The following is a 1,523-nucleotide window of genomic DNA, read 5'->3' as shown; positions in this document are numbered from 1 at the left end:
AACACAGTGGACGCGAGCAACTGAGGACAAGCCCTCGGCCTATTAGTACCAGTCACCTCCACCCGTTACCGGGCTTCCAGATCTGGCCTATCAACCCAGTCGTCTACTGGGAGCCTTAACCCCTCAAGGGGGTGGGAATACTCATCTCGAAGCAGGCTTCCCGCTTAGATGCTTTCAGCGGTTATCCTTTCCGAACGTAGCCAACCAGCCATGCCCTTGGCAGGACAACTGGCACACCAGAGGTTCGTCCGTCCCGGTCCTCTCGTACTAGGGACAGCCCTTCTCAATATTCCTACGCGCACAGCGGATAGGGACCGAACTGTCTCACGACGTTCTAAACCCAGCTCGCGTACCGCTTTAATGGGCGAACAGCCCAACCCTTGGGACCGACTCCAGCCCCAGGATGCGACGAGCCGACATCGAGGTGCCAAACCATCCCGTCGATATGGACTCTTGGGGAAGATCAGCCTGTTATCCCCGGGGTACCTTTTATCCGTTGAGCGACGGCGCTTCCACAAGCCACCGCCGGATCACTAGTCCCGACTTTCGTCCCTGCTCGACCCGTCGGTCTCACAGTCAAGCTCCCTTGTGCACTTACACTCAACACCTGATTACCAACCAGGCTGAGGGAACCTTTGGGCGCCTCCGTTACTCTTTGGGAGGCAACCGCCCCAGTTAAACTACCCATCAGACACTGTCCCTGATCCGGATCACGGACCCAGGTTAGACATCCAGCACGACCAGAGTGGTATTTCAACGTTGACTCCACGAACACTGGCGTGCCCGCTTCAAAGTCTCCCACCTATCCTACACAAGCCGAACCGAACACCAATATCAAACTGTAGTAAAGGTCCCGGGGTCTTTCCGTCCTGCTGCGCGAAACGAGCATCTTTACTCGTAGTGCAATTTCACCGGGCCTATGGTTGAGACAGTCGAGAAGTCGTTACGCCATTCGTGCAGGTCGGAACTTACCCGACAAGGAATTTCGCTACCTTAGGATGGTTATAGTTACCACCGCCGTTTACTGGCGCTTAAGTTCTCAGCTTCGCCAAACCGAAGTTTGACTAACCGGTCCCCTTAACGTTCCAGCACCGGGCAGGCGTCAGTCCGTATACATCGCCTTACGGCTTCGCACGGACCTGTGTTTTTAGTAAACAGTCGCTTCTCGCTGGTCTCTGCGGCCACCCCCAGCTCAGAGTGCAAGACTCATCACCGGTGATGGCCCCCCTTCTCCCGAAGTTACGGGGGCATTTTGCCGAGTTCCTTAACCATAGTTCACCCGAACGCCTCGGTATTCTCTACCTGACCACCTGAGTCGGTTTAGGGTACGGGCCGCCATGAAACTCGCTAGAGGCTTTTCTCGACAGCATAGGATCATCCACTTCACCACAATCGGCTCGGCATCAGGTCTCAGACTTAATGCAAGGCGGATTTACCTACCTTGCGTCCTACACCCTTACCCCGGGACAACCACCGCCCGGGCTGGACTACCTTCCTGCGTCACCCCATCACTCACCTACTAC

At 55.9% G+C, this 1,523-nt stretch carries 1 rRNA gene; it reads right to left on the bottom strand.

The window, feature by feature from the left end:
* Positions 1-22: 22 nt before the first annotated feature.
* Positions 23-1,523 (bottom strand): 23S ribosomal RNA (locus tag ACWGI2_RS42045); the annotation flags it as partial.

The sequence above is a fragment of the Streptomyces sp. NPDC054866 genome, assembly GCF_053610745.1.
The sequence above is the reverse complement of the archived record's forward strand: the minus strand, read 5'-3'. Positions and strand labels throughout refer to the sequence as shown.